General features: G+C 73.4%; 18 protein-coding genes. 2 read left to right on the top strand and 16 right to left on the bottom strand.

Features of this window, described 5'->3' with window-relative positions; all coding sequences use genetic code 11:
• Positions 1-188 precede the first annotated feature (188 nt).
• The 8 genes from lepB to proS all read right to left on the bottom strand — a co-directional run bounded on the left by lepB (position 189) and on the right by proS (position 7,075).
• On the bottom strand, positions 189-1,148 hold the full coding sequence (gene lepB / locus ACFQ6N_RS27525) for a signal peptidase I (RefSeq protein WP_380654381.1): 960 nt from the start codon (positions 1,146-1,148) through the stop codon (positions 189-191).
• A gap of 75 nt (positions 1,149-1,223) precedes the next feature.
• Positions 1,224-1,574 (bottom strand): 50S ribosomal protein L19, encoded by a 351-nt coding sequence (rplS, locus tag ACFQ6N_RS27520; RefSeq protein ID WP_030243502.1) that lies wholly within the window; start codon positions 1,572-1,574, stop codon positions 1,224-1,226.
• 154 nt (positions 1,575-1,728) lie between these two features.
• The gene (gene trmD / locus ACFQ6N_RS27515) at positions 1,729-2,547 is read right to left on the bottom strand and encodes a tRNA (guanosine(37)-N1)-methyltransferase TrmD (RefSeq protein WP_380654471.1); all 819 of its coding nucleotides are present in this window, start codon (positions 2,545-2,547) and stop codon (positions 1,729-1,731) included.
• 77 nt (positions 2,548-2,624) lie between these two features.
• A complete protein-coding gene (gene rimM / locus ACFQ6N_RS27510) occupies positions 2,625-3,260 on the bottom strand; it encodes a ribosome maturation factor RimM (protein WP_380654378.1) in 636 nt (211 codons plus the stop codon).
• Between the two features lie 196 nt (positions 3,261-3,456).
• Positions 3,457-3,696 carry an RNA-binding protein gene (locus tag ACFQ6N_RS27505; RefSeq protein ID WP_280668513.1) on the bottom strand — a complete coding sequence of 80 codons (240 nt, stop codon included), beginning with the start codon at positions 3,694-3,696 and terminating at the stop codon, positions 3,457-3,459.
• A 2-nt stretch (positions 3,697-3,698) separates the two neighbouring features.
• The gene (gene rpsP / locus ACFQ6N_RS27500; protein ID WP_380654375.1) at positions 3,699-4,127 is read right to left on the bottom strand and encodes a 30S ribosomal protein S16; all 429 of its coding nucleotides are present in this window, start codon (positions 4,125-4,127) and stop codon (positions 3,699-3,701) included.
• A 480-nt stretch (positions 4,128-4,607) separates the two neighbouring features.
• The gene (locus ACFQ6N_RS27495; protein WP_380654372.1) at positions 4,608-5,186 is read right to left on the bottom strand and encodes a hypothetical protein; all 579 of its coding nucleotides are present in this window, start codon (positions 5,184-5,186) and stop codon (positions 4,608-4,610) included.
• Positions 5,187-5,647: 461 nt separating this feature from the next.
• Positions 5,648-7,075 carry a proline--tRNA ligase gene (proS, locus tag ACFQ6N_RS27490; RefSeq protein WP_380654370.1) on the bottom strand — a complete coding sequence of 476 codons (1,428 nt, stop codon included), beginning with the start codon at positions 7,073-7,075 and terminating at the stop codon, positions 5,648-5,650.
• Between the two features lie 220 nt (positions 7,076-7,295).
• On the opposite strand from proS, the gene ACFQ6N_RS27485 reads away from it, so the two are divergent.
• Complete coding sequence (locus ACFQ6N_RS27485; RefSeq protein WP_380654367.1) at positions 7,296-8,120, top strand: class I SAM-dependent methyltransferase; 825 nt, start codon at positions 7,296-7,298, stop codon at positions 8,118-8,120.
• Positions 8,121-8,233: 113 nt separating this feature from the next.
• Here the strand turns inward: ACFQ6N_RS27485 and ftsH are convergent, their stop codons facing one another.
• From ftsH to ACFQ6N_RS27450, 7 genes are all read right to left on the bottom strand, one after another.
• Positions 8,234-10,279, bottom strand: coding sequence for an ATP-dependent zinc metalloprotease FtsH (gene ftsH / locus ACFQ6N_RS27480; protein ID WP_380654364.1), 2,046 nt, complete (start codon positions 10,277-10,279; stop codon positions 8,234-8,236).
• A gap of 93 nt (positions 10,280-10,372) precedes the next feature.
• A complete protein-coding gene (locus ACFQ6N_RS27475; RefSeq protein WP_380654361.1) occupies positions 10,373-10,897 on the bottom strand; it encodes a GNAT family N-acetyltransferase in 525 nt (174 codons plus the stop codon).
• Positions 10,898-11,006: 109 nt separating this feature from the next.
• Entirely contained in the window at positions 11,007-12,572 is a 1,566-nt protein-coding gene (gene ffh, locus ACFQ6N_RS27470) for a signal recognition particle protein (protein ID WP_380654468.1), read from the bottom strand.
• Positions 12,573-12,762: 190 nt separating this feature from the next.
• A complete protein-coding gene (locus tag ACFQ6N_RS27465; RefSeq protein WP_380654358.1) occupies positions 12,763-15,222 on the bottom strand; it encodes a [protein-PII] uridylyltransferase in 2,460 nt (819 codons plus the stop codon).
• A 245-nt stretch (positions 15,223-15,467) separates the two neighbouring features.
• Complete coding sequence (locus ACFQ6N_RS27460) at positions 15,468-15,806, bottom strand: P-II family nitrogen regulator (RefSeq protein WP_045700226.1); 339 nt, start codon at positions 15,804-15,806, stop codon at positions 15,468-15,470.
• A complete protein-coding gene (locus ACFQ6N_RS27455; RefSeq protein ID WP_380654355.1) occupies positions 15,806-17,227 on the bottom strand; it encodes an ammonium transporter in 1,422 nt (473 codons plus the stop codon). Before ACFQ6N_RS27455 ends, ACFQ6N_RS27460 begins: the two co-directional genes overlap by 1 nt.
• A 373-nt stretch (positions 17,228-17,600) precedes the next feature.
• Positions 17,601-19,055, bottom strand: coding sequence for a hypothetical protein (locus ACFQ6N_RS27450; RefSeq protein ID WP_380654352.1), 1,455 nt, complete (start codon positions 19,053-19,055; stop codon positions 17,601-17,603).
• Between the two features lie 615 nt (positions 19,056-19,670).
• Here ACFQ6N_RS27450 and ACFQ6N_RS27445 point away from each other — a divergent pair.
• On the top strand, positions 19,671-20,348 hold the full coding sequence (locus tag ACFQ6N_RS27445) for a bifunctional DNA primase/polymerase (RefSeq protein ID WP_380654349.1): 678 nt from the start codon (positions 19,671-19,673) through the stop codon (positions 20,346-20,348).
• A 301-nt stretch (positions 20,349-20,649) separates the two neighbouring features.
• Here the strand turns inward: ACFQ6N_RS27445 and ftsY are convergent, their stop codons facing one another.
• On the bottom strand, positions 20,650-21,885 hold the full coding sequence (gene ftsY / locus ACFQ6N_RS27440; protein WP_380654346.1) for a signal recognition particle-docking protein FtsY: 1,236 nt from the start codon (positions 21,883-21,885) through the stop codon (positions 20,650-20,652).
• Positions 21,886-22,026: the final 141 nt, after the last annotated feature.

Genomic DNA, 22,026 nt, shown 5'->3' with positions numbered 1-22,026 from the left:
CCTCCACGGCTCCGGACGCCGCCGCTCCGCCCTCCGCCCCTCCGGCCACCACATCCCCACCGCCCGGCGCGCTGTCGCCCGCCACCCGGGCGCCCGGCACCCGGTCGCCCGCTGCCTGCTCTCCTGCCGCCCCGCCGTCGGGGCCCCCGCTCCCCGGCTCCCGGGCCGGGCGGTCGGCGAGCCGCCCCCTACCCCTGGTCCCCATGACCGCCCGTCCCCGCAGTCGCGGCGAAGGCCGCGGGCCGGTCCAGGCCGGTCAGGCGCGAGAACGGGTAGACCACCCAGTCCGCCCGGCCGATCACCTTGTCCTCCGGTACGAAGCCGCCGCCGGGCTCGCCGAGGTGGTCGCGGGAGTCGCGGGAGTCGCTGCGGTGGTCTCCCATCACCCACAGTTCACCCGCCGGCACCAACACGTCGAAGGCCACGCTCGACGGTTCGTTCCCCGGGGCCAGGTAGGAGGTCTCGTCCACCGGCACGCCGTTGACGGTGATCGGCGCGCCCGGACCGGCGCAGGTCACCCGGTCCCCGCCGACGCCGATCACGCGCTTGACGTAGACGGTGTCCCCGGCCGGGGCCAGCCCGAGGTCCTTGGCGAGCGAACGCGCCCCGTCCCAGAAGCCCGACGGCTTCGCGGACTCCCGGAGGAAGGAGCCGGTCCCGTCGAAGACCACGATGTCACCGCGCTGCGGGTGGCCGCCGAAGGCGTACGCGAGCTGGTTCGCGACCAGCCGGTCGCCGGGGCGCAGGGTCTCCTCCATCGAGCCGGAGGGCACCGAGAACGGACGCGCGACGAAGGCGTTCACCAGCAGCAGGGCCGCCAGGCAGATCCCCACCAGCAGCAACAGGTCGCGCGAGCGCGAGTGGCCGGGCTCCTCGTCCTCCTGCTCCGAGCCGTCGGCGGTGTCCTCGGCGGCGTGCTCAGCCGTGCCCTCGGCGGTGCGCTCAGCCGCATCGTCGGCGGCGCGCTCAGCCGTGCCCTCGGCCGTGCCCGCTGCGCCGCCCCGGGCCCCGAGGGCCGCCGTCCCGGCTTCGACGGCTTCGACGGCCTCGACGACTCCCCCGGAAACGACCGCGGACCGCGACAGCGAGTCCGCACCGGTGGGTGCGGGACTGCCGTCGCGGTCCGCGGGTGGTTCGTGCGTGCTCATCGGGGGGTGAGCTTACCTTGCGGCCGTTCGGCCCCCCTGAGCGTTCCGGTCCCCAGCGAGGCCGGGGACGGAGGATCAGCGGTCGCGCTTCTCCTTGATCTTCGCGGCCTTGCCGCGGAGGTCACGCAGGTAGTACAGCTTGGCGCGGCGAACCGCACCGCGGGTCACGACCTCGATCTTCTCGACGACCGGGGTGTGCACCGGGAAGGTACGCTCCACGCCGACGTTGAAGCTGACCTTGCGGACGGTGAAGGTCTCACCGACGCCGGCGCCGTGACGACGGATGACGACGCCCTGGAAGACCTGGACACGGGAGCGGTTGCCCTCGATGACCCGGACGTGGACCTTCAGGGTGTCACCGGCGCGGAAGGCCGGGATGTCGGTACGCAGCGAAGCGGCGTCGACAGCAGCGAGCTTGTTGCTCATGTTGCTCTCCATCGCAGGCGCCACGGGCCGCCCACGGAAGTTCGTCACAATGGGGTTCGCTGCGGGCCGCATCGGCTGGCGGCGATCCCCCCGTGGCGGGGGCGCCGGTCCACGTGCCCCCTACGGGAGGGGACCAGCGACAGACAGCAGCGGCCTATTCTTCCACATCACCGGCCGCCGACCGAAATCGGCCGAGCCGCTCGTCCCAGGCGAGGCCGAGGAGGCCGAGCGCCGCCCGGTCCTTCTTGTCGAAGGCGCCGTGCTGCCAGCGCCCGACCAGGTCGGGCCGGTTCGCCAGGGTGCGGGCGAAGGCCTGCTCGCGCCGCCAGCGGGCGATCTTCCCGTGGTTGCCGCTGAGCAGGACGTCCGGGACGGTCCGGCCGCGCCACTCGGCGGGCTTGGTGTAGACCGGGCCCTCCAGCAGGTCGGCCATCGCGCCGGGCGCGAAGGAGTCGTCGCGGTGGGACTCGGCGTTGCCGAGCACCCCGGGCAGCAGTCGGGCGATCGCCTCGACCATCACCAGCACCGCGACCTCGCCGCCGGCCAGCACGTAGTCGCCGATCGAGGCCTCGACCACCGGCATGCGGGTGGCCGCCTCCTCGATCACCCGACGGTCGATGCCCTCGTACCGCGCGGGGGTGAAGGCCAGCCAGGGGCGGCCGGCCAGCTCCTGGGCGAGTTCCTGGGTGAAGGGGCGCCCGCTCGGGGTCGGCACGACCAGGGTGGGCACCTCGCCCTCGGGTCCGCCGGCGACCACCGCGTCCAGCGCCTCGCCCCACGGCTCGGGCTTCATCACCATGCCGGGGCCGCCGCCGTACGGGCTGTCGTCCACGGTGCGGTGCACGTCGTGGGTCCACTCCCGCAGGTCGTGGACGTGCACGTCCAGCTGGCCTCGGGCGCGGGCCTTGCCGACCAGCGAGATGTCCAGCGGCTCCAGGTACTCGGGGAAGATCGAGACGACGTCGATCCGCATACCGCTCTGGACCGCGGCACCCGGCACGGCGTCGTTCTGCTCGGCGGTCGCCGCGGCGCCGCCGTTCTCCTCGACGGTCACTCCGACTTCTCCGTGCCCTCGGCGCCCTCGGCGCCCTCAGCGCCGTCAGCACCCGCGTCGCCCTCGGCACCGTCCGCACCGTCAGCACCCTCGGCCGACGCGGTACCCGCGGCCTCGGCGTCCTGCGGGTCGATCAGCCCGGGCGGCGGGGTGATCACCGCACGCTGGTTCTCCAGGTCGATGGTCGGCACGATCTGGGTGACGAAGGGCACCATCACCTCCGTCCCGTCGGGCTTCTCCACCAGGAGCAGGTCCTGGTACGGCAGGTGGAGGACCTCGGTCAGCTCGCCGACCAGGGTGCCGTCGAGCAGCACCACGTCCAGGCCGATCAGCTGGTGGTCGTAGTACTCCTCCGGGTCGTCGGGGCGCTCCTCCGGGTCGACCTCGGAGATGAGCAGGGTGCCGCGGAGGGCCTCGGCCGCGTTGCGGTCCTTGACGCCGGCGAAGCGCAGCAGCAGCCGGCCGCTGTGCACCCGACCGGACTCGACGGTGAGCGGACCGGCCGACGCGGGGTCGGTGAACAGGACGGCACCCGGGCCGAGCCGGAGCTCCGGCTCGTCGGTGCGGACCTCGACACTGACGTCCCCCCTGATGCCGTGGGCACGGCCGATCTTGCCGACGACGAGCTGCACGGTGATCGTTCTCCTGGAGTTCCTGAGCCGGTGCGGAACGCACCACCGGATGCGCGGGGCCGACGCGGACAGTTGGCGCGAGCGGGTGGTGCGAAGGGCCGGCACGAGCGGGTGGTACGGGGAAACGGGAAAGGCCGACCGGGACGACATGCGTCCCGGTCGGCCCCAAGCCCTGACGGCTGAACGAGCAGCTGCGTCAGCGAATGCTGTCCGCGTCGACCAGGTCGACCCGAACGTTGCGACCGCCGAGGGCGCCGACCACGGTGCGCAGTGCGCGCGCCGTGCGGCCGCCCCGGCCGATCACCTTGCCGAGGTCATCGGGGTGCACCCGCACCTCGATGGTGTTACCCCGACGCAGGTTGCGCGAGCGCACCTGTACCTCGTCGGGGTGCTCGACGATGCCCTTCACCAAATGGTCGAGGGCGTCCTCGATCACGCTCAGGCCTCGACGGCGGCGTCGGCCTCAGCCTCGGCCTTGTCCGACTTCTTGGCCTTCGGGGTGATGGCGACACCGGTGGTGGCGTCCTCGAAGCCGGCGACGGCCTTCGCGAACAGGTGCGAGAAGTCCTCGACCTTGGGCTCCGCGACCAGCAGCGGGGCCGGGGCCGGCAGGCCCTTGTACTTCTGCCAGTCGCCGGTCAGCTTCAGGATGGCGAGCACCGGCTCGGTCGGCTGGGCGCCGACGGACAGCCAGTACTGGGCGCGGTCGCTGTCGACCTCGATCTTCGAGGGGTTGTAGGTCGGCTGGTAGATGCCGATCTCCTCGATCGCGCGACCGTCACGCTTGGTGCGCGAGTCGGCGACGACGATGCGGTAGTGCGGGGAGCGAATCTTGCCGAGACGCTTGAGCTTGATCTTGACTGCCACGGGAGTGGATTCTCCTGGTGTTGACGTGGGTGAGCGGGTTCGCCGTCCGCGTGGGGTTGCGGGGCGGACCGCTCAAGGGACACGCCAGCCGTAGGAGAGAGGGGTCCTGCTCGGCTGCCGAGTACTCAGCTGTCCATTCTGCCATATCGGCGCGAACCGCCTGGACACTGGTCCCGGAGCCCGGCGGTCAGGGCTCGACCGGGAGCCCCCGCTCCCGGCCCAACCCACGGACTCACCGTCGTCCTGCCGCGCCGTACGACCGTCCCGTCGCACCGCACGTCCTGCTCATGTGCGCGTACCGCTCGCATGCGCGTCCTGCTCGCATGCCGGTACCGCGCACATGCCTGCTGCCTTGGCGCTCACGCGCCGCTCGTGGCGTTCACACGCCGTCCGTACCGCTCGGAAACCTGCGTTGCCTGCCGTACCGCTCGCTCCGGCCGGGCCGCCGCCCGCACAGCAGCCCGCCGGGCCACCGGCCACTTATGCGATCTTGAACGGCTGCTGGCAGGCGCCGCAGACGATGGACGCCTGCGCCAGCACGGACGGCACGACGCGGACGTTGCGTCCGCAGCCGCAGACCGCCTTGACGCGGACGCCGCCCCCGGAGGAGCCGTGCCGGGCGGCCGGGCCGCGGAAGGCACGCGTAGCGCCGTCGCCGGCCACCGCCTCCTGGTGCGCGCCGAGGGCGCGGTCCAGGCGTTCGATGGTGTCGGCGTAGCGCTCCTGGGTCTCCTTGAGCATGGTCACCTGGGAGAAGCCGCTGCTCGCGTGCGGTTCGACCGGGTGCGCCAGACCGAGCTCGGAGGCGAGCATCAGGAAGCGCCGGTTGTGGTATCGGCCGGCCCGCGAGGTGTCCCGGATGTCCCGGGCCGCGGCCAGACCGTGGGCGGCCTCGTGAAGGAGGCGCTCGAAACCGAGCCGCGTCCCGCAGGCCGAGGAGGATTCGCCGATCAGGGCCTCGGGCGAGGCCAGGTCGGGGAGGTCCTGGTGGAAGGCCTGGATGTCGCTCCAGGCGGCGGCCAGTTCGGCCGCGAGAACGAGGGGCTGTGTCGTGCTCACGCTAGACCAACGACGGAGTGCGAGCCGATGTTCCGCATGTTCCCGTTCTCCGGGAATTCACAGGGAACTCCCAGGAATGCAAGGCAGCGCGCGAATTGCACGCTCCGGATCTGATGCAAGACCAACCCCCTGCCGGTTTCGGCCCGTCGCAGAGTCCGCGGGCCTGGTGAATTCCGTCCGGGGGCGGGCTGTCGCCCCCAAGACGTACGGCCCGTGGTCCCGCCTGATTGACAGGGCCACGGGCCGTACACCGTACCGCTATTCCGTTAATGCCGGGAGTTGACCGGCCAGTAGGGATGTCGGCCGTCGGGAGCCCTCCGGAAGAGTTACCGGATTCTTACCCACCCGCATTCCGGGCAAATGTCGCCGCCGACAGCCATTACCGGCAGGTAACAGACATCCGGCGGCGGACCGTACGGAACGGACCGGGAAGGAACGGTCGAACCGGTGTCGGACCGACGTCAGTACGCGCGGGAGACGATCGCGATATTGCCGTCCTGGTCGTCCGCCTGCGGCACCGAACCGTCGGCCGCGACGATGCAGCGCACCGTGACGCCCTGCTCGGCCAGCTTGGCCTCGCCCTCCGGGCCGAGCTCGGCCCAGGAGATCCGGCCCCAGCCGGTGGCGGCGGCCTCGACGGCCTCGTCGAGGGTCTTGACGTCGACCGTGCGGGACTCGCGGCGCTCGCGGGACTGGCGCAGCAGCAGCGCCTGGTCCTCCTCCAGGACGCCCGGGAGCAGCGCGGCCAGGGAGTCGATGGAGACCGGCTCCTTGCCGCCCGGGATGCGGCGGGCCAGCATCGCGGTGCCCCCCGGGAATTCGGTGGAGGCCAGGTCGCGCGGGCCGACCTCGATGCGCAGCGGGACGCCCTTGAGCTCCCAGTCGACGGCACGGCGGCCGAACGGGGTGTCGGTGCGGTCGTCGACCACGACCCGGATGCCGACGGCCTCCAGCTGGGCGCCGATCTCGCGGACCTTGGCGATGACCGCGTCGTCGCCCTTGATCGCGAGCACGACGGCCTGGACGGCGGCCAGGCGCGGGGGGACCCGCAGGCCGTTGTCGTCGCCGTGGGACATGATCAGGCCGCCGACCATGCGGGTCGAGACGCCCCAGGAGGTCTGCCAGACGTACTCGCGCTCGGCACCCTGCAGCTGGTAGGTGGTGTTGAACGCCTTGGCGAAGTTCTGGCCCAGCTCGTGGCTGGTGCCCAGCTGCAGCGCCTTGCCGTCACCCATCATGCCTTCGAGGGTGAGGGTGTTGATGGCGCCGGCGAAGCGCTCCTTGGCGGTCTTGCGGCCCAGCACGACGTCGATGCCGAGCACGTTGGTCATGAAGTCGCCGTAGACGTCGGTGTGGATCATCGACGCGTACGCGCGGGCGTCCTCGTACGTGGCGTGGGCGGTGTGGCCCTCCTGCCAGAGGAACTCGGTGGTGCGCAGGAAGACGCGCGGGCGCAGCTCCCAACGGACCACGTTGGCCCACTGGTTGATCAGCAGGGGCAGGTCCCGATGGCTCTGCACCCACTTCGAGAAGTACTCGTTGATGATGGTCTCGGAGGTCGGCCGGACGACGACCGGCTCCTCCAGCTGCTTGCCGCCGCCGTGGGTGACCACCGCGAGCTCGGGGGCGAAGCCCTCGACGTGCTCCGCTTCCTTGGTCAGGTAGGACTGCGGGATGAACATCGGGAAGTAGGCGTTCTGCGCGCCGGCCTTCTTGATCCGCGCGTCCATCTCCTGCTGCATCCGCTCCCACAGGCCGTAGCCGTACGGTCGGATGACCATGGTGCCGCGCACCGGACCGTTGTCGGCCAGCTCGGCCTTGTTGATGAGGTCCTGGTACCAGCGCGGGAAGTCTTCCGCCTGAGGGGTGAGAACGGGTGCCTTAGCCATGGGGCGAATGGTACGGGGAGCGACCCCCTGACTTCGAATCGGTATCACACCCCCGGACGGTGGCGGACCGGGCCCCGGACGGAGGGGGGCGCACCACCGCGACACGCGCGCACCACCCTGCACCCCTCTGGACGCCGGGCCCGACCCGCTGTTCGCTGGAGTGGGGCGGGACTTTGGGGGAGCCGTAGCAGCACACCGAAGGACCGGATGGGAGGCCGCGATGGCTTCAGCTCGGACGACCGGCACGACCGTACGACCAGCGGGCGCACGCCCGCACCACCCGCAGCCCGGGGCGACCGGGCCCGCGCGGGCGCGCGACTGGGCGGAGATCCAGGAACGCATGCTGGTGCCGCTCTACGAGGCGGTGCACGACCGGCTGGAGGTCGGCCCGGCGAGCAGCGTGCTCGGCCTGGGCTGCCGCTCCGGACTGGCCCTGCTGCTCGCCGCCGGGCGGGGCGCCCAGGTCGCCGGGCAGGAGCCCCGGGACGAACTGCGCGAGCTGGCCCACGGGCGGCGGCTGCGGGTGTGCGCCGGGTCCCGGCCGACCGCCGCCGTCCCCCGCACGGCCCATTCGCTGGTGACGGTCTTCGAGCAGCTGCCGGGCGCGGCCGAGCCCGGCGCGGTGGTGGCCGAGGCCGCCCGGATGACCCTCCCGGGCGGGCACGTGGTGCTCGCCGCCTGGGGCCCGCCGGAGCGCTGCGAGAGCGCCCCGGTCCTGGACGTGGCACGGCGGATGGCGGGCCGGACCACCGCGCGCGACCCGTTCGAGCTGAGCGCGCCCGGCGCGCTGGAGGACCTGCTCGCCGGGGCCGGCCTGCGCCCGGCGGGCAGCGGCCGGGTGGGCTGCCCGTTCGCCTACGCGGACCTGGACAGCGCGGTGCGCGGCCTGCTCTCCACCGGTCTGTTCGAGGCGGCCGAGGAGTTCTCCGGGGCCTCGCTGGTGGCCAAGGAGCTGGAGGAGGCGCTGCAGCCGTACCTGCGGGCCGACGGCTCGGTCCGGATGGAGAACGTGTTCCGCTACCTGGTCGCCGAACGGTCGCGCTAGCCGGCGCCGGGCCCCGGAAGCCCGCGAGAGCCGGGAACGAGACCCGGGCACGAGACCCGGGAACGCGAACCGGGGGCGCCCGCCACCATGGCGTGCGCCCCCGGCCACCGGACTCACGCCCGGTCGAGCGACTTCCCGCCCTCCCCGTCGTCCCCGTCGTTCCGGTCGTCCCCGTCATCCCCGTCGTTCCGGTCGTCGCCAGCAGCCGCAGAGGCCCCAGAGGCCCCAGCAGACCCGTCGTCCCCGTCGGTGCCCGTCGTCCGCGGCACCCCCGCCGCCCGGTACGCCGCCGCCTCGTCCAGCGTCTCCGCCTCCAGCAGCGCCGCCGCCAGCGCGTCCAGCCGGTGCCGCTGCTCGGTCAGCAGCCGCACCGCGTCGTCGTAGCACTCGGCGACGATCCGCCGGGCCTCCTCGTCCACCGCGTCCAGCGTGGTGGGCGCGGCGGAGAGCCCGTACGCGCCCTGCGGGTCGGAGGGCACCGCGGTGAGCCGGCCGACCCGCTCGCTCATCCCCCAGCGCCCGGCCATCCCGCGGGCGATGTTGGTGACCTGCTCCAGGTCGCTCTCCGCGCCGGTGGTGATCACCCCGTAGACCACCTGCTCGGCCGCCATGCCGCCGAGCGCGCCGATGATCCGGCCGCGCAGGTAGGGCTCGGTGTACGAGTAGCGGTCGTTCTCCGGGGTGGAGAGGGTGACGCCGAGCGCCCGGCCGCGCGGCACGATGGTGATCTTGCGGACGGGGTCGGCGCCGGGCTGGAGCATGCCCAGCAGCGCGTGCCCGCTCTCGTGGTAGGCGGTCCGCTCGCGCTCCTCCTGCGGCATCACCAGCGGCCGGACGGCACCCAGTTGGACCTTCTCCAGGGCGTCCGAGAGGTCCCGCTCGTTGACCGCGTCCTGGTCGCGCTTGACGGCCAGCAGCGCGGCCTCGTTGACCAGGTTGGCGAGCTCGGCGCCGGTCATCCCGGGGGTGACCTTGGCCAGCTGCCGGAGGTCGGTGTCGCCGGCCAGCGGGACGCTGCGGGTGTGGATGCGCAGGATCGCCGCGCGCCCGTCCCGGTCGGGCGGGCTGACGGTGATCCGCCGGTCGAAGCGGCCGGGGCGCAGCAGCGCCGGGTCGAGCACGTCCGCCCGGTTGGTCGCGGCGATCACGATGACGCCCTCGGAGCCGCTGAAGCCGTCCATCTCGGTGAGGATCTGGTTGAGCGTCTGCTCGCGCTCGTCGTGTCCGCCCATGCCGCCACCCGCGCCGCGCTGGCGTCCGATGGTGTCGATCTCGTCGATGAAGATGATCGCCGGGGCGACCTTGCGGGCCTCGGCGAAGAGTTCGCGGACCCGGCTGGCGCCGACGCCGACGATCATCTCGATGAACTCGGAGGCGGAGGCGGAGAAGAACGGCACGTCCGCCTCGCCGGCCACGGCCCGGGCCAGCAGGGTCTTGCCGGTTCCGGGCGGGCCGCTCAGCAGCACGCCGCGCGGCATCTTGGCGCCGAGCCTGCGGTACCGGTCGGGGTTCTTCAGGTAGTCGACCACCTCGGTGAGCTCGGCCTCGACCTCGTCGATGCCGGCCACGTCGGCGAAGGTGGTGCGCTTGCCCTGGTCGGCGGTGACCGGCTTGGGCGGGGTCTTGCGCCCGAGCGGTCCTCCGCCGAGGCCGCCGGCCATCCGGCGGGCGAGCAGCACCCAGATGAAGACCAGCAGCAGCATCGGGGCGAGCGAGAGGAGCAGGTTGGTCAGGAAGCTGCGCTGCTGGACCGGCGAGGTCGCGGTGACCTCGACGCCCTGCTGCTGCAGCGTGCCCCAGAGGTTGTCGCCCGCGAAGGAGGGCCGCTGGGTGTCGAACTCCGTGTAGTCGCCCTTGCCGCCGTCCGGTTTGGGCTGGGCGCTCTTGAGGGTGCCCTCGATCGCGTCGCCCTTGGCGTAGATCTTGGTGATGTTGCCCTTGTTCAGCTGGTTGTTGAACTCGGTGTACGAGATCGTGGTGGCGCCCTCGTTGCCGAAGAAGGACAGCAGCACGTCGGAGATCAGGAACACCACCAGGGCGGTGAGGACGAGGCCCGTCCAGCCGCCGGGCATCCGCCGGCGGGGCGGTGGCGGGGGCGGCGCGCCCTCGGAACGCCAGGGCTGGTCGGGGGTCTGACGCGGCGGCACGGGTTCGGTCACCCATCGGACGATACGGACAGCTGCTCGGGCGGGCCAACCGCAACGCCGTGTCCGGGCGCCCGTACGGCCGCGCCGACCCCCTCCGACCAGCGCTTATGCCGAAGCGCCCGGCCACTCCTCGGCGGTCAGCGCGAACCGCTCGTGGTCGCGCCAGTCGCCCTGGAGGAAGAGCATCCGCGGTGAGAAGCCCTCGTGCCGGAAGCCCAGCCGCTTGGCCATCGCGACCGAGCGCTCGTTGTCCGGCTGCACGTTGATCTCCAGCCGGTGCAGCGCCAGCCCGCCGGCCGACTGCGCGGCGAAGCAGCGGTCCAGGACCAGCCGCATGCCCTCGGTCATCCGCCCGGTGGCGGCGAACGGCAGGTAGGAGTCGTAGCCGAGCGTCGCGTTGCAGAACCGGCCCATGACGATGTTGGCGACGTTCACCTTGCCGACCAGCCCGCCGGTCTCCCCGTCGACGATCAGGAAGGTGCGCAGGCCGGCGCCCTGGCGCTCCAGCAGTTCGGGCAGCCCGTCCGGCTCGACCGGGTTCCACCGCCCGATGTGTTCGGCGGACCGTCGGACCGCCTCGGCGTACGCGACGGCGTCCTCGGCCCTCGGGGCCCTGATCATCACTCGCATGCCCCCATCATCGGACACGCGATCGGCCCGCCACCCGGAAACACCGGACGACGGGCCGATCAGGGCCGATCAGGGCTGGCCAGAGGTCGGCCGGAGGTCGGTCGGACCGCTACAGCAGGTCCTTGAACTCCTTGGGCAGCTCGAAGTCGGCCGGGCCCTTGCCCGCGCCGAGCCCGAACGCGCCGCCGTCCGCCGGGGCCTGGCCGGCGCCCGGGCCGAGCGCGCGGCGCTCGGCGGCCGCGGCCTCCTCCTGCGCCCGCTTCAGCGGGTTGCCGCTCTTGCGCTTGCCCTTGGCCTGCGGGGCCTTCTTGCCGGACTTCTTCGCGCCGCCGCCCATGCCCGGGATCCCCGGCATGCCGGGCATGCCCTTGCCGGAGGCCATCGCGGACATCATCTTGCGGGCTTCGAAGAACCGCTCGACCAGGTTCTTCACCTCGCCGACCTGGACGCCCGAGCCCTTGGCGATGCGGGCCCGGCGCGAGCCGTTGATCAGCTCGGGCTCGGCACGCTCGACCGGGGTCATCGACTTGATGATCGCCCCGACCCGGTTGACGTCCTTGTCGTCGATGTTGTTGATCTGGTCGCGGATCTGGCCCATGCCGGGCAGCATCCCGAGCAGCTTGGAGATCGAGCCCATCTTCTGGACCTGCTCCAGCTGCGACAGGAAGTCGTCCAGCGTGAAGGCCTTCGGGCCGCCGCGCAGCTTGGCGGCGATCTTCTCGGCCTCGGCCTGCGAGAAGGTCTGCTCGGCCTTCTCGATCAGCGAGAGGACGTCGCCCATGCCGAGGATGCGCGAGGCCATCCGGTCGGGGTGGAAGGCGTCGAAGTCGTCGACCTTCTCGCCGTTGGAGGCGAACATGATCTGCCGGCCGGTGACGTGCGCGACCGACAGGGCGGCACCGCCGCGGGCGTCGCCGTCGAGCTTGGAGAGCACCACACCGGTGAAGTCCACGCCGTCGAGGAAGGCCTGCGCGGTGGTGACCGCGTCCTGGCCGATCATCGCGTCGACGACGAACAGGACCTCGTCCGGGTCCACCGCGGCACGGATGTCGGCGGCCTGCCGCATCAGCTCGGCGTCGATGCCCAGACGGCCGGCGGTGTCGACGACGACGACGTCGTACTGCTTCTGCTTGGCGTACTCGATCGAGTCCTTGGCCACCTGGACCGGGTCGCCCACGCCGTTGCCCGGCTGCGGGCCGTAGAAGGCCACGCCGGCGCGCTCGGCGACCACCTGGAGCTGGTTGACCGCGTTGGGGCGCTGGAGGTCGCAGGCGACCAGCAGCGGGGTGTGCTTCTGCTGCTTCAGCCAGTGGCCGAGCTTGCCCGCCAGGGTGGTCTTACCGGCACCCTGGAGACCGGCGAGCATGATGACCGTCGGGCCGCTCTTGGCGAAGCGCACCCGGCGGGTCTCGCCGCCGAGGATCGCGATGAGCTCCTCGTTGACGATCTTGATGATCTGCTGCGCCGGGTTCAGCGCGCCGGAGACCTCGGCACCGAGCGCCCGATCCTTGACCTGCTTGATGAAGGCCCGCACGACCGGCAGCGCGACGTCCGCCTCCAGCAGCGCGATGCGGATCTCGCGGGCGGTGGCGTCGATGTCCGCCTCGCTGAGGCGGCCCTTGCCACGGAGGTTCTTGAACGTCGCTGCGAGGCGATCGGAAAGGGTGTCGAACACGTCGTCGCGGGTCCTCTGCGGCATCGGTATCGGTACGGTCGTCGTCCCCCAGGGTATCCGGCCGCCCCGGGTACGGTCTCCACCCCTGCCGCCGGAGCTCCCCGGCCCCGGTTCGCCGGGTCCGCCCGCCCGGGCTCCCCGCCCGCATCGGCCCTGGCCCCGGGGTGCGTCGGCCCTGGCCCCGGGCGCTTCAGCCCAGCGCGGCCCGGACGGCGGCCGCCACCTCGCCGGCCCGACCGGCGGCCAGCGGACGGCCCGCCGGGTCGGTCAGGTAGAAGGAGTCGACGGCCTCCGCGCCCAGGGTGGAGACGTGCGCGGTGCGCACCCGTACGCCGGCGCCGTCCAGCGCCCGGGCGATCCGGTGCAGCAGCCCGGGGGCGTCGTGCGCGCGGACCTCCAGCACGGTCGCGGTCGCCGAGGCCACCGAGGGCGCCACCGCGACCAGCGGCGGCGGGGTGGGGATGCCCCGGCGGCGCGGGGCGGCGGCGTCCCGTTCGGCGAGGCGGCGCGTGACGTCCAGCGAACCGTCCAGCGCCCGGCGCAGGTCGGCCCGCAGCCGGGCCGTCTCCGGCAGCTCGCCGAACTCGGCGGCCACCCGCCAGGACAGCAGCAGCACCGGCCCCGCGCCGATCGGGTCCAGCTCGCGCAGCCCGGCCGAGCGGACGGCCAGCCGGTGCAGTGCGAGCACCCCGGCGGCGGTGCCGAGCAGCCCCGGCCGGTCCGGGACGGCCAGGGTCAGCTCGACGCCCATCGGCTCGTTGCCCGTCCCCTCGGCCTGGGCCCGCAGCGACAAGGCCGGCTCGCCGGTGCGGGCGGCCTCGACCGCGAGCCGCTCCTGCTCGGCGGTGGGCGCCGCTTCCGCCGGTGCCGTGCCCGCCCCGGCCAGCCGGCCGGCCGCCCGGGCCACCAGGCCGTCCACCAGCGAGGCCCGCCAGGCGCTCCACGCGGCCGGGCCGGTGGCCAGCGCGTCCGCCTCGGTGAGCGCGTGCAGCAGTTCCAGCTCCGGCAGGGTGGTGACCACCTTGGTGACCGCCTCGACGGTGGCCGGGTCGTCCGGGTCGCGCCGGGTCGCGGTGTCGACCAGGGTCAGGTGGTGGCGGACCAGCACCGCCAGGGTCCCGGTGTCCTCGGGGCCGAAGCCCATCCGGGTGGCGAGGTCGCGGACGATCACCTCACCGGCCTCGCTGTGGTCCCCCGGCCAGCCCTTGCCGATGTCGTGCAGCAGGGCGGCGACCAGCAGCAGGTCCGGCCGGGCCACCCGGCGGGTCATCGCGGCGGCCCGCACCGCCGTCTCCACCAGGTGCCGGTCCACCGTCCAGCGGTGCACGGCGTTGCGCTGCGGGCGGCAGCGCACCCGCTCCCAGTCCGGCAGCAGCCGGGTGACCAGCCCCTCCGCCTCCAGCGCCTCCCACACCGGGACGGCCGCCTCCCCCGCGCCCAGCAGGGTGACCAGCTGCTCGCGCGCCTCGTCCGGCCAGGGCACCGGCAGCGCACGGCACTCGGCGGCCAGCCGGCGCACCGTCGCGTACGAGACGGTCAGCCCGTTCTGCGCGGCGGCGGCCGCGGCCCGCAGCGGCAGCACCGGGTCGGCGGCCGGACGGGCGCCCTGGGCGAGCACCGCCTCGCCGTCCTGCTCGACCACGCCCTCGGCGAGCGGGCGGCGCTCGACCGCGCCCCGGGCCACCGCGCCCGAGCCGCGCCCGGCGCCGGTGAACGGCGCGGTGAAGGGGGCGGTGAAGGGGAAGGCCCGCCGGACCGTCCGGCGGGCCCGGCCGGAACGGGCGGCGAGCACCCGGTCCACCGCCCGCCAGGTGACGTCGCTCGCGTAGGCGATGGTGCGGGCGGCCTCGTAGACCTGGCGCAGCAGGGTGTCGGCGTCCAGCACGCCGAGCCGCTCGGCGACCTGGTCCTGGTCCTGGAGGCTGAGCCGCTCGGTGGCCCGTCCGGTGGCCAGGTGCAGCGCGTCGCGGACGTCGGCGAGGCGCAGCGCGGCGGCGTCCAGCCCGTCCCGGGGCGCGTCGGCCAGCCAGGTCGCGGCGATCGCGTCCAGCGCCACGACGTCGCGCAGGCCGCCGCGGGCCTCCTTGAGGTCGGGCTCCAGCAGGAAGGACAGCTCACCGTGCCGTTCGGCCCGCTCGCGGCCCAGCTCGCGCAGCTCGGGCAGGCGCGCGGGGGCGCTCGCGCGCCAGTCGGTGAACACCGCGGAGCGCAGCGCGGCGGTGAGCGCCGGGTCCCCGGCGAGGTGGCGGGCGTCGAGCAGTCCGAGCTGCGCCTTGAGGTCGGCAGCGGCGACTGCCCGGGCCTCGGCGACGGTGCGCACCGAGTGGTCGAGCTTGGCGCCCGCGTCCCAGACCGGGTACCAGATCCGCTCGGGCAGCTCACGGGAGACCGGACCGTCGTGCAGCAGCAGGACGTCCAGGTCGCTGCGCGGGGACAGCTCGCCGCGCCCGTACCCGCCGACGGCGACCAGGGCGACGCCGGGCGGGGCGCCGGCCTCCGCCAGCAGGCCGGCCAGCCAGTCGTCGGTGAGCCGGGCGAGCGCCTCGCGGCGGGGGCGGCCGAGCGGGCCGGGGGCGGCGAGCAGCGCGGCCCGGGCGGCGGCGTGGCCGGCGGGGTCGGAGGACTCGGAGGGCCTGGTCTCGGTGGTCATGCGCGGGGTCCCGTCCGTCGTGCGGGTGAGCGGTCCTGCGGGTGAGCGGTCCTGCGGGTGGTGCCGTCCTGCGGGTGGTGCCGTCCTGCGGCGTGTCGGAGAGGGCGCGCCGGTGCGCCGGTGCGCCGGAGGGGCGGCGCGGTTCGGCCGTGCGGGGTACGCCGTCGGCGGACCCGCGATCCCCGAGGGATCACGGGCCCGCCGGGCGGGTGGGGGCTACCGGGCCACCGGGCCGCGGGGCGCCGCTACAGGGCGTCCGGGCCGCGCTCACCGGTGCGGACCCGTACGGCGGTGTCCACCGGGACGCTCCAGACCTTGCCGTCGCCGATCTTCCCGGTCCGGGCCGCCTTCACCAGGACCTCGATCAGGTCGTCGGCGTCCTCGTCCTCGACCAGGACCTCGATTCTGACCTTCGGCACCAGGTCCACGGTGTACTCGGCGCCCCGGTACACCTCGGTGTGGCCGCGCTGGCGGCCGTAGCCGCTGGCCTCGGTGACGGTCAGGCCGTGGACCCCGAAGGCCTGCAGGGCGGCCTTCACCTCGTCCAGGCGGTACGGCTTGATCACGGCGGTGATGAGCTTCATCAGGCGTCGACCTCGGTCTTCTCGGCAGCCTTCGCGGCGGCGTTCTCGGTGGGCTTCTCGGCGGGCTTGTCGACGGACGTCGCCGCGGGCTTCGCGGTCGACGGACCGGTCGACGAACCGGCCGCCGCGGCAGCCCCGACCAGGCCCGGCAGGGCCCGGGCCAGGCCCGCCCCGACAGCGCTGAAATCGTAGGCGGACTCGGCGTGTTCGGCCTGGTCGATACCGGCCACCTCGACCTCCTCGGCGACCCGGAAGCCGACCAGTCTGTCGACCGCCTTGGCCAGCAGCCAGGACAGCACGAAGGAGTACGCCGCGACCACGGCCACACCCATCGCCTGCTTGCCGAGCTGCCCCAGGCCGCCGCCGTAGAACAGGCCCTTGGCGGCCTGGCCGACCCCTCCGGTGGCGAACAGGCCGACCAGCAGCGACCCGATCGCCCCGCCGACCGCGTGCACGCCCACCACGTCGAGCGAGTCGTCGAAGCCCCAGCGGTACTTGAGCGAGACGGCGGCGGCGCACACCGCGCCCGCGACCAGGCCGATCGCCACCGCGCCGAGCGGGCTGACCGAGCCGCAGGCCGGGGTGATCGCGACCAGTCCGGCCACCGCGCCGGAGGCGGCGCCCAGCGTGGTGAAGGCGCCGTGCCGCAGCTTCTCGTAGACCAGCCAGCCGACCAGCGCCGCGCCGGTGGCGACCTGGGTGTTGACCATCGCCATCGCGGCGACGCCGTTGGCGGCCAGTGCCGAGCCCGCGTTGAAGCCGAACCAGCCGAACCAGAGCAGCCCGGAGCCGAGCATCACCAGCGGCAGGCTGTGCGGGCGCATCGGGTCCTTCTTGAAGCCCACCCGCTTGCCCAGCACCAGGCAGAGCGCGAGGCCCGCGACGCCGGCGTTGATGTGCACGGCGGTCCCGCCGGCGAAGTCGATGACGCCGTTGCGGTCGCCCAGCCAGCCGCCGTGGCCGCCGTCGAAGAAGAACACCCAGTGCGCGACCGGGAAGTAGACGATCGTCACCCAGAGCGCGATGAACAGGCCCCAGGCGGCGAACTTGGCCCGGTCCGCGACGGCTCCGCTGATCAGCGCCGGGGTGATGATCGCGAACATCAGCTGGAAGACCGCGAAGGCGGTGACCGGGATGCTCCCGGTCAGCTCGTTCAGGCCGATGCCGCGCATCCCGAGGAAGTCCAGGTTGCCGATCAGTCCGGCGAAGGAGTCGGGCCCGAAGCTGAGCGAGTACCCGTAGAGGACCCAGAGCACGGTGACGATGCCGAGCGAGAGGAAACTCATCGCCAGCATGTTCAGTGTGCTCTTGGCCCTGACCATGCCCCCGTAGAAGAAGGCCAGGCCCGGGGTCATCAGCATGACCAGGGCCGCACTGATGAGCACGAAGGCGGTGTCGCCCGCGCTGAAGCCGTCCGGCATCGGCGTCTCCTCTGCGTCCAAGCCGATCCGCACCCGGGTACCTGTCCCGTGCCACCCGGGGTGTCGGCGATGAGGAGGAGCGTGCCGAAGGCTGGTTTCGGCCAGTGCGGCCGGTTGTTTCGCGGCCGTGACGCGTGCGACGCGCGGGTTACGGCTACGTGAACCGCAGCCCGGCCCTCACCCGGACGGCCTACCGTGCGGCCGCACCGGGCGCTCCCGGACACTCCCAGGCACCCTCGGGCGCTCCCGGCCGGGCCCGGCACGACGGCGCGGCCCGACGGACGCGGGAATGCCACCGACCGTGACGGCGGCGGCCGCCACGGTCGGTGGAGTCTCGGGAGGGGAACGGCGGTCAGGGAGCGGAAACGGTTGCTCAGACCACCGAGACGTACTCCGGGATGTCCTGGACGACCCGCTCCTTGAGCCGGCTCACCGCGTCCACGCCCTTGAACCGGGCCGCCGCGGCCTCCGTGGTCTTGCGGACCCGGGAGTTCAGCCGCTCCGAGCGCACCTTGGTCGCGATGTCCACGGCCTGCTCGGCCATCAGCGCCGCCTGCTCGGCCTCCCGCTGCAGCAGGTGCACGCTGGCCATGCCGATCAGGTTGAAGGCGTACGAGCGGACGTGGTCGCCGTCCTGACGGAACAGGTCGACCGCGCGCTCCATCACCGGCGCGGACAGCGAGGCGTACAGCTGGGCGTTGTCGGAGTGGTACGCCAGGTCGCGGAAGGAGTGCGCGTTCTCGGCGTTCAGCTCGGCCGGCGAGAAGAACTTCAGCCAGTCCGGCTCGTTGTCGCCCTCGCGGATGTCGGTGAAGGTGTCCTCGGCGAGCCGGATCGCGCGGGCGCAGCGGTTGATCTCCCCGATGGTGGCGTAGGCGCGCGCCTCCATGGCGAACAGCAGGGACTGCTGGCGCGGGGTGGCGGTGTCGCGGCTGCCGTACTGCGCCAGGTGGATCAGCTCCAGGGCGTCCTCGCCCCGGTTGAGGTGGATCATCTGGCGGCTCATGTCGGTGAGGATCAGCGCGCCGAAGGGGCGGTCGCCGGCCTCCTTGGCCGCGTGCAGCGCCAGCACGTAGTACTTCTGCGCGCTCGGGTGCATCCCGACGTCGTAGGACATCCATCCGGCCAGGTGGGCGAGTTCGGCGGTGAGCCGGAACAGCCGCCGGGTGGTGTCCTCGCTGTACGTCTCCTGGAGCAGGTCGGTGACCTCGTGCAGCTGGCCGACCACCGCCTTGCGGCGCAGCCCGCCGCCGTTCTGGGCGTCCCACTGGCGGAACATGACCGTGGTCTGCTCCAGCAGTTCGAGCTCGGGCTCGGAGAGCCGCCCGGTGAAGGCCTCGCCGCCGTTGGCCGCGGTGAGGATCGGGGTGGGGATGCCGCCCGGGCCGGGGGTGAGCCAGCGCTGCATCGGCTCGATCAGGGCGGCGCCGGCGGTCAGCGCCAGCGAGGTGCCGAGGAAGCCCCGGCGGTTGAGCATCAGGTCGCTGCGGGAGTAGTCGCTGATCAGCTGGACGGTCTGCGGACCGCTCCACGGCAGGTCGACGCCGCCGCCCACGGTGGAGACCGGGATCGCGGCGCGCAGTCCGAGGTCCTCGATCGAGACCACCGAGCCGAAGCGCTCGGAGAACAGCTCCGACATGATCTTGGGGATCGGCTCGCGGGGCTGCTCGCCGTCGAGCCAGCGGCGCACCCTGGAGGTGTCGGTGGACACGTGGTGGGCGCCGATCTGGCGGGCCCGGCGGTTGACCTGGCGGGCCAACTCGCCCTTGGACCAGCCACTGCGGGCGAACCACGTGGTCAGCTTCTCATTGGGTTGCTTCTCTGCCATGGGAACGTCCCATCCCGCCCGGCCCCTCGCGGGGCCCCCGATCGTGACCGCCCGACGGTTGCGGGCTCTTGCCAGACGTGCCGTGCCTGAGGTGGTGCCGTACCGCGCCCTCGCACTGGTGTGCCATCGTCGCGGACGATCCGTCAGATTCCCAACTCCCGCTCTCCGGCGGCCCGGAGCGTGGTCATGACGAGGTCCGCGTGCTGAACGTAATGCCCCGCGAGGCGCCCGCGGGAGCGGCCCTGGCGAAACGCCACCTTTCGCCACCCCCAGGAGTGAACCGAAGGCAGGGGCCACACGCTTCACTTAGGGGGTCCCGACGGCCCGGCATATGCGGGCCGCCAAGTCCCCGGGCTCATCCCGGAGGACCCGGCGGGACCCGCAATCCACCGCAGCCACAGGCGAGTTCACCGCCCACTCGGGGCGGCATCCGTCTCACGCACCCGACGATCCGGCATCGGCGCCGCCCCCACAAGGCGGCGCCCGAGGCGCACCATCGGAACAGGCGCACGCCACGCGCTGCGCGCCGCCACCGCACTACGCACCACACGCCCGACAATCGACACACAGTCACCGTCCCGTAACCATCGGCAACCAGAACCTGTTGGGGGAGGCATGGACAACCTGTTCGGCGAACTACGGCTGGGGCACCTGCGGCTGGCACCGCTGGGCGCGCGCCGCCGCACCAAGGCCACCGCGTCCCAGGCCGCCGCGGAGTACACCGGCCGCTGGGGCTGGACGGTCGCCACCGGCGGCCCGGCCGGCTCCGCCACCGCCCCGACCCGCTGTCCCTGCGGCGCCGCCCGCTGCGCCGCGCCCGGGCTGCACCCGGTGCCGGGCGGCGACGGTCGGGCCCGCGCCGCCCGCGCCGAGGGCTCGGTACTGTTCCCCACCGGCCGCGCCTTCGACGTCCTGGACGTCCCCGAGCAGGCCGGACTCCAGGCGCTGGTCCGACTGGAGCGGATGGGCACCCAGGTCGGCCCGGTGCTCGCCGCCCCGACCGGCCGGCTCCAGTTCCTGGTCGCCCCCGGCACCGCCCGCCGGCTGCCCGACCTGCTGTACCGGATGGGCTGGGACGACGCCGCGCTCGACCTCACCTGCCACGGCGAGGGCAGCTACGTCGCCGCGCCGCCCACCGTCCTCGGCGCCCTCGGCCCGGTCCGCTGGCTCCGCCGCCCCACCCGCGACAACGCGGGCTGCCCGCCCGAGGCCCGGCTGCTGCTCGGCACCCTCGCCTACGCCTGCCACCGCAGCCGCGAGCGCACCGCCGAACCGGCCTGGCTGGCCTCCTAGGGCCCGTCTTCAAACCCCCACCTGCGGGGCGACGCCGGGGCACGCACCTCGCCGCGTTGTCGTCGGTCGCCGATGGCCCCCAGCCTTCGGCCGGGAGGTGCCCCCACCGCATGGACTCCCTCCTCCGCCTTGCGATGCACGCACCCCAACGCCGCCCCGCCCGCCCTCCGGGCGGACGACGGGGGCTTGAAGACGGGCCCTAGGACGTCTGACAATTCCCGCCGACCGCGGGCCCGCCCGGCGGCGGGCACGCGAAAGGGCCCGCCCCGAGCGGAGCGGACCCTTCACCCGACGGGGAGGCTCAGTCCCCGATCAGCGCGTCCACGAACGCACCCGGCTCGAACGGCGCCAGGTCGTCGGCGCCCTCGCCCAGGCCGATCAGCTTGACCGGAACGCCCAGCTCGCGCTGGACCGCGACCACGATGCCGCCCTTGGCGGTGCCGTCCAGCTTGGTCAGCACGATGCCGGTGATGTCGACCACCTCGGCGAACACCCGGGCCTGCACCAGGCCGTTCTGGCCGGTGGTGGCGTCCAGCACCAGCAGCACCTCGTCCACCGGGCCGTGCTTCTCGACGACCCGCTTGACCTTGCCCAGCTCGTCCATCAGGCCGGTCTTGGTGTGCAGACGGCCGGCGGTGTCGACCAGCACGGTGTCCACGCCCTCGGCGATGCCCTCCTTGACCGCGTCGAAGGCGATCGAGGCCGGGTCCCCGCCCTCCGGGCCGCGCACGGTGCGCGCACCGACCCGCTCGCCCCAGGTCTGGAGCTGGTCCGCGGCGGCGGCACGGAAGGTGTCGGCGGCGCCGAGCACCACCGTACGGCCGTCGGCGACCAGGACGCGGGCCAGCTTGCCGGTGGTGGTGGTCTTGCCGACGCCGTTGACGCCGACGACCAGGACCACCGCCGGGCCCTCCTCGTGCTTGGTGGAGCGGACGGTCCGGTCGGTGTCCTTGCCGATCAGCTCGACCAGCTCCTCGCGCAGCAGCGCGCGCAGCTCGTCGGGCGTACGGGTGCCGAGCACCTTCACCCGGGTGCGCAGCCGCTCGACCAGCTCCTGGGTGGGGGCGACGCCGACGTCGGCGACGAGCAGGGTCTCCTCGATCTCCTCCCAGGTGTCCTCGTCCAGGTGCTCCCGGGAGAGCAGCGAGAGCAGGCCCTTGCCGAGCGAGTTCTGCGAGCGGGACAGCCGGGAGCGCAGCCGGACCAGCCGGCCGGCGGTGGGCTCGGGGACCTCGACGGCGGGCGCCGCCTCGGCCTCGGCCGGCGCCGGTTCGACGGCCTCGGGGGCCTCGACGGCTTCGGGGGCCTCGGGCCCGGCCGGGAGTTGCACCTCCTCGACGGTGCGGCGGGGCTCCTCGGTCGGCGGCGCGGCCTCCTCGCCGACCTGCGGTTCCTGCGGGGTGGTCGGCGGCGCCGTGATGACCGGCGCCTGCGACTTCGGGGGTAGCTGCTGGCGTCGTCTGCCGGAAACGACGAGGCCCGCGATCGCGCCGACGGCGACCACGGCGATGACTACGGCAAGGATCACGTATTCCATAACCGCTCCAGTATCCGCGACCGGAGCCCGGATGGACCGCAGACGCCCTAGGCCCAATGCCGGTGACTTTGTCCTGTCTGTCTCGTTGGTTGTGGTGTGGCGAGGGTGGGGCAGGTCAAGGCGCCTGCGGGCGAGCGGTTG

Origin of the sequence: Kitasatospora sp. NPDC056446, from assembly GCF_042796115.1 — a bacterium.
Lineage (GTDB): Bacteria > Actinomycetota > Actinomycetes > Streptomycetales > Streptomycetaceae > Kitasatospora.
This window is presented reverse-complemented; position numbering and strand designations above follow the sequence as displayed.